A 5,981-nucleotide genomic window follows, 5' to 3' on the forward strand; every position below is an offset into this window, starting at 1 on the left:
GACACCACTCAAGCTAGGGTCGGTGCGGCGGGCTTTGAATTCACAGCTCGTGCACACTGGCTCTCGCAAAAGTGGACTTGACGTGGAGCGCCGCCGATCACCCCCTGCGCGGGGCTGCACAGGCTTGGTGCGGGTCAGGATTTGCTGGGGGTTCAGCGCGTGATCGGCGGTAAGATTTGACACCGACGCTTGACTGGAACCACGGGAATTGGCATGTCCCATGACGTATCAAGAAAAAGTGACGCCCGCAAAAAGCGTCATTGTTTCAACAGGATCACTGGAGCGCGAGCCAAAACGGACCCTGCGTGATGCGTTGTAGTCCAAAGCGTGGCGATTTGGGTGCGGGCGAAGCGCCATGCTGGTGGTGTACGAGATGCGCTTTGGAGCCTTGGCCGACGATCAAACCCGATGGAGCACGCCATAGTACGCCTGGGACTGCTGCTGGCGGCCCTTGCATACCAGGTCGAGGGCATCGTTCTCGTGTGAACACCTCGGCCCAAGGTCGCGTTTACAGTTGTCCCAGAGCGCGGCGAAGCGGGCGAATGTCGCGGTGAGGATTTTTTGCCGAAGCTTTGGTTTCTGGCCCTTGATTTCACTCAGGCGTTGGAATACCCGTCATCTCGGCCTTAGGGGTATAGCTCAGCTGGTAGAGCGACGGTCTCCAAAACCGTAGGTCGCGGGTTCGAACCCTGCTGCCCCTGCCAATTTCACGACAATCCCTCAGAACGACAGGCTGCTTTCCAGCAATTGCGGACCGTGGCGCATTAAAAAGGCCGCCCCTTACGGGACGACCTTAGACGTGCAAAATGCAGATTTTAATTCAACAGAGCCTGAATGCGCTCCGCTGTTTCAGTGCGTGTCATGTCGCTGTTGATGTAGCTCATCGCGATCGAAAGTTCTTCTGCCGTCAGACCGGTGAGGTCTGCATCTGGTGCATAGCGGCGCAGGAGGCTTTCAACGCCCGAACCAACAACAATCCGTGTCGTTTCATCGTCACCGTCCAAGATGCTGCGAACGCGCTGGGTGACTTCAGAATGCGAGTCACTTGCGTAGGTCGCGGCAATCGCCATTTCGGCCTGTGCCTGCGAAATCGTGCTCAGGTCTGCATCTGGAGCAAAGCTCAGAAGGCGGTTCATTTCAGCCTCGGTGATCATCGGCATGCCTTGGCTGATCTCGTTCTTTGTTGTCAGTGCACGCAGCTTCGCTGCTTTTTCGCTGAACGAGTCGCCGGATGTCACGATGCCATAAGCGATGTCATACTGCGCGTCTGTCAGACCGGACGTGTCGATGCTTTCATCAAAGGTCTGCACTTGCTGGATTTCCGCCTCGGTCGCAGCAAAACCTGCGGTGCCGATTGTGGTTGCGAGTGCGGTTGCAATCATCATGCGTTTCATTGTGAATTCCTTTCGGTTCAGTACATTTTGGTTTTGGTAGTGCTTGCGGTGCGTTGCCCCGCCGGCTCTGGGGGACAAACAGGCGGGAGGCGTGATCGTTCCCACAAGTTGTTGGAAAATAAGACACATATTTGTGAGAGTGGGTGTTGGAACCTTTTTGCCGCCGATGCCATAAGCGCGTTCATTGAAGATGTTTGTTTCGCGGTCTTGAAAGGACGGGCGGCTGTTTGCTTGAATTCGAACGGCGTCTTCGCTAAGTGCGGGTCAGAGCAAACGCAAAGCGAGACTTCAGTCATGGCAACGACCAACCCACTTCAGTTCATCCAGCAGGTTCGCGCTGAGGTGTCCAAGATCGTCTGGCCGACGCGGCGCGAAGTGCTTTTGACCACTGTGATGGTCTTTATCATGGCTGCTTTGACCGCTGTGTTCTTTGCGCTGGTGGACATTTTGATCCGTAGCGGGCTTCAGGGATTGCTTAACATCTTCGGGTGACGCGGGTCTGCTCTTGAAAAGGGCAGGCTAAGGCGGTAACTGACCGCCTAAGACGGAATGAGGCGTGCATCGATTCGAGTTGCACGCCGCTTTTTTATTCCGGAGCTGGCGTGGCAACAGGTCAGCCAGAAGAAATCAGACGGCGTCTCAGCCGCACGGACAAGAAGGTTTGCGACCAGATGGCGAAGCGGTGGTACTCGGTCAGTGTTCTGTCGAATTTCGAAAAGAAAATCGCAGAGCAGATCCTTCAGAAGGTCGAGGAGCAGGGGCTTCAGGACCAGATCGCTGAAGTGATGGTGCCGACCGAGGAAGTGATCGAAATCCGCCGTGGCAAGAAGGTGACGGCAGAACGTCGGTTCATGCCGGGCTATGTGCTGGTGCGGATGGAGATGTCGGATCAGGGCTATCACCTGATCAACTCGATCAACCGCGTCACCGGGTTTCTTGGTCCGCAGGGTCGCCCGATGCCGATGCGCGATGCCGAAGTGCAGGCGATCCTTGGCCGAGTGGCCGAAGGTGAGGAAGCGCCGCGCACGCTCATCCATTTCGAGGTGGGCGAGAAGGTCAAGGTCAACGACGGTCCGTTCGAGGATTTCGATGGCATGATCGAGGAAGTGGACGAGGACAACCAGCGCCTGAAGGTGTCGGTGGTCATCTTTGGCCGGGAAACCCCGGTCGAGTTGGAGTTTACGCAGGTCACGAAGCAATAGGGATCTGCGACCGTGGGCAGAATTGCCCACCTTACGAGATACGGCAGGCGACTGTCGTACGGTGGGCGGATCGCCCATCACCAGAGAGTGGGAGGCGAGGGCATCGCGATGTCCGGACCGGACCACACAACATGAGTGACCTTGGAACGCGTTCCCTGGTCGTTGGAAAAGGAGAGGCCTGATGGCCAAGAAACTTGTCGGCAAGATGAAGCTGCAGATCCCTGCAGGTAAAGCCACCCCGAGCCCGCCCGTTGGTCCTGCATTGGGTCAGCGCGGCATCAACATCATGGAATTCTGCAAGACGTTCAACGCCAAGACGCAGGACATGGAAGAGGGCGCTCCGTGCCCGACACAGATCTATTATTACCAGGACAAGTCCTTCACGATGGAAATCAAGACGCCGCCCGCGTCTTATTACCTGAAGAAGGCTGCTGGTCTGAAGCCGGTCGGCAAGCGGAACCGTCCGCGCGGTGCAGAAAAGCCGGGTCGTGAGACCGTGGCCACCGTGACCGCGGCACAGGTGCGCGAGATCGCAGAAGCCAAGATGAAAGACCTCAATGCAACGGACATTGAAGGTGCAATGCAGATTATCCTGGGCTCTGCGAAGTCCATGGGCATCGAGGTGAAGTAAGATGGCTAAACTTGGAAAACGCACCCGCGCCGCCCGTGAAGCTTTTGCAGGCAAAGACGGTCTGACCGTTGCTGAGGCTGTTGCCCTGATCAAGAGCAATGCCAACGCGAAGTTCGACGAAACTCTGGAAATCGCAATGAACCTCGGTGTTGACCCGCGTCACGCCGACCAGATGGTTCGCGGCGTTGTCGGCCTGCCGAACGGCACCGGCAAAACCGTTCGTGTTGCCGTGTTCGCACGTGGCCCCAAGGCTGACGAAGCCAAGGCAGCTGGCGCAGACATCGTTGGTGCAGAAGACCTGATGGAAACCATCCAGGGCGGCACGATCGATTTTGACCGCTGCATCGCAACCCCGGACATGATGCCGATCGTCGGCCGTCTGGGTAAGGTGCTTGGCCCGCGCAACCTGATGCCGAACCCGAAAGTCGGCACCGTGACCATGGACGTCAAACAAGCTGTCGAAGACGCCAAGGGCGGTCAGGTTCAGTTCAAGGCTGAAAAGGCCGGTGTTGTACATGCCGGGATCGGTAAGATTTCGTTTGACGACGCCAAGCTGGTCGAGAACGTCAAGGCGTTCGTTGACGCTGTGGCCAAGGCCAAGCCGACAGGCGCCAAGGGTACCTATATGAAGAAGATCGCGCTGTCTTCGACAATGGGTCCGGGCGTGTCCGTGTCTGTGGACGACGCAGCCGGTCACTAAGGCGTAATCGCAAAAAATTTCGGAAGGTGGGTCAGCGATGGCCCGCCTTTTTTTGTCGCTGTGTTTCCGCAATCCGCTCATTCTTCTGCCGGCCTCTGCCTGTAGTTTGATGTCGGACCACACAAAGATGAATGGGGGCAGTGCCATGCGGTGCGGAATTGCGATGACGACTGTGGCGGTGTTGGCCGCTACCACCGTGCAGGCCGAGGAAGCGGTTAGGCTACTTTCGTTTATGTCCATCAAGGATCGTGGATGGGTGGTTGAACAACCAGTGCCGTGGCAGGCGCAACGGCTTCGCGATTTAGCGGTCTGTCGCGGCAATGCGCCCGCGTTGACGGGGGAAAGTGCGGATGCATGGCGTCAGGCCTTTGAGGCCCGCGTCGTCGAGATGACCAAATCCGAAGCAGAACGGCGGCTTAAACCTTTTGATCTGAATGGAGACGGACAAATCCTTGGGCCGGAGGCCGTTCCAGATGAGGTCGACCTTCAAATCGCGCGCCGCGCCTATGATGCCAATTACGACAGGGAGATTACGACCGCGGAAATCGAGGCTTATGCGCAGGAGGTGCTTGGCAAACAGGCGCGTTACCTCAACGGATGCCACGACTTGTTCGCGCTAGATATCGACCAGGACGGTACTTTGGCGCCCGAAGAGATCGCAGAAATCGCAGCGATCGTTTCTGCGGCTGTGCGTGATCCGCAAAGCTGCGTTCTGCCGAAGATCGACTACACGTCGGACGCGCCTTTGGTCTTTGCAGTTGGCAAAGCGGTGCAGAATTTGGAGGGTATACCCGAAGTCGAGATTGTGTCGCAGAACGACAATGTGATTCCTTATGTCGTGTTTTCGGAAACGCCAGTTGTGTGGCGGTTCAATGCGGATCCGAAGAGCGTACAGGTGTTCATCGTGGCCGGAGAGTTCATAGCCGTTGAGGGCGTGCCGTCTGACAAAGTCATTGCCGTGCCGAAGTCGGATTGTACGCAATTTCGCGCGGTAGACGGCACATCGCCCGAGGGGTATCTGGCTAGGGCGCAGATTGGGCATGCGCTGGGGCGCGCTCTGCCAACCTACGATGCGCTTGTCGAAGCAGATCGCATGCCGTCGCTATACGCGAGTCGGCAATAGCCGCGGAAGAAACCACAAATTCCCTTCGTCAGTCATGGAGCATTAAACTGCCTGAAAAGGAACCATTTTGCGAACTAAGACGAATGTGCCATCGCCCGGCGGCGCACGACCGAAACAGTGCCGATATGCAAACAATGGCCCCTCTGCGACCATTATTGATGGCTCTTTTGCCAGGTATCGGTCAGGTCGGTAAAGTTTGTGAGAGGGCAGGGCATGTCACTTGCGGAACAGGAACAGCGCGCGCGTTTCGGGCTGGTTGGTTTTTTCTTTGGCATCGGCGCTTTGGTGGTTTCGATATTGTTGATCTCTGGCGCTTTGATGCCCGAGCCGCAGCAAAGTGTCGGCACCAGCATCGGTGAAATCGCACGCGACATCAAAGCGGCCGCACAGGGCGTTTTTGTCGAAAATTCAGAACCGGTGGCCCCGGAGTCCAAACCGTTCAACCCGACCAAGCTTTTGATGATCCTGACGCCGGTTCTGGCCGGAATTGCAGTTGTGCTTGGAGGGATCAGTCTGTTCCGGCACGAACCCACGGTGTTGCCGTAATACGCAATCGGTCTCGGGATTGGTGCGGTGGTCATGCAATTTGCGTTCTGGGTCGCGATGATCATCTGTGCCACGCTGATCCTGACAGCGATCATTACGAATATCGGCGATATTTTCGATCTGTAGCGGGTTTGGTCGCGGTTTGAGGCGATGTCCTGACCCGGCGCGTTTGAAGTTCCGGGCGAAGTTGTCTCCAAGCAGTTAAATTAACCATTTCAAATCAAATACTTATTTTCCAAAAAAACCAACTCTGAGCAAAGATCCCGCGAGAATCAGGGCAAGAGCCCACGACAGGTGCAAAACTACACCAAAATCGAGACCAACCGAACACGAAAAAGCCCGCCGAAGCGGGCCAGGTCGATGTGCATTTTTGGAGTGATCAGGC

At 56.6% G+C, this 5,981-nt stretch carries 7 protein-coding genes and 1 tRNA gene; 7 read left to right on the forward strand and 1 reads right to left on the reverse strand.

All coding sequences use genetic code 11. The annotated features are described in order from the left end of the window. The first annotated feature begins 628 nt into the window (after positions 1-628). A tRNA-Trp gene (locus JJ869_RS21385) sits at positions 629-704 on the forward strand. Positions 705-815: 111 nt separating this feature from the next. Here JJ869_RS21385 and JJ869_RS21390 read toward each other — a convergent pair. Further along, positions 816-1,394: a hypothetical protein gene (locus tag JJ869_RS21390; RefSeq protein WP_292270549.1), complete on the reverse strand. Its 579-nt coding sequence runs from the start codon at positions 1,392-1,394 to the stop codon at positions 816-818. Between the two features lie 294 nt (positions 1,395-1,688). On the opposite strand from JJ869_RS21390, the gene secE reads away from it, so the two are divergent. From secE to JJ869_RS21420, 6 genes are all read left to right on the forward strand, one after another. Beyond that, the gene (gene secE, locus JJ869_RS21395) at positions 1,689-1,886 is read left to right on the forward strand and encodes a preprotein translocase subunit SecE (protein WP_292270551.1); all 198 of its coding nucleotides are present in this window, start codon (positions 1,689-1,691) and stop codon (positions 1,884-1,886) included. Between the two features lie 179 nt (positions 1,887-2,065). Next, the gene (gene nusG / locus JJ869_RS21400) at positions 2,066-2,596 is read left to right on the forward strand and encodes a transcription termination/antitermination protein NusG (RefSeq protein WP_292270553.1); all 531 of its coding nucleotides are present in this window, start codon (positions 2,066-2,068) and stop codon (positions 2,594-2,596) included. Between the two features lie 181 nt (positions 2,597-2,777). Beyond that, positions 2,778-3,227: a 50S ribosomal protein L11 gene (gene rplK / locus JJ869_RS21405; RefSeq protein WP_292270556.1), complete on the forward strand. Its 450-nt coding sequence runs from the start codon at positions 2,778-2,780 to the stop codon at positions 3,225-3,227. A 1-nt stretch (position 3,228) separates the two neighbouring features. Continuing rightward, positions 3,229-3,927 (forward strand): 50S ribosomal protein L1, encoded by a 699-nt coding sequence (gene rplA / locus JJ869_RS21410; protein ID WP_292270560.1) that lies wholly within the window; start codon positions 3,229-3,231, stop codon positions 3,925-3,927. A gap of 163 nt (positions 3,928-4,090) precedes the next feature. After that, complete coding sequence (locus JJ869_RS21415) at positions 4,091-5,050, forward strand: hypothetical protein (RefSeq protein WP_292270562.1); 960 nt, start codon at positions 4,091-4,093, stop codon at positions 5,048-5,050. Positions 5,051-5,263: 213 nt separating this feature from the next. Further along, complete coding sequence (locus JJ869_RS21420; RefSeq protein WP_292270565.1) at positions 5,264-5,596, forward strand: hypothetical protein; 333 nt, start codon at positions 5,264-5,266, stop codon at positions 5,594-5,596. Positions 5,597-5,981: the final 385 nt, after the last annotated feature.

Source organism: Marivita sp., from assembly GCF_017643905.1.
Taxonomy (GTDB): Bacteria; Pseudomonadota; Alphaproteobacteria; order Rhodobacterales; family Rhodobacteraceae; genus Marivita.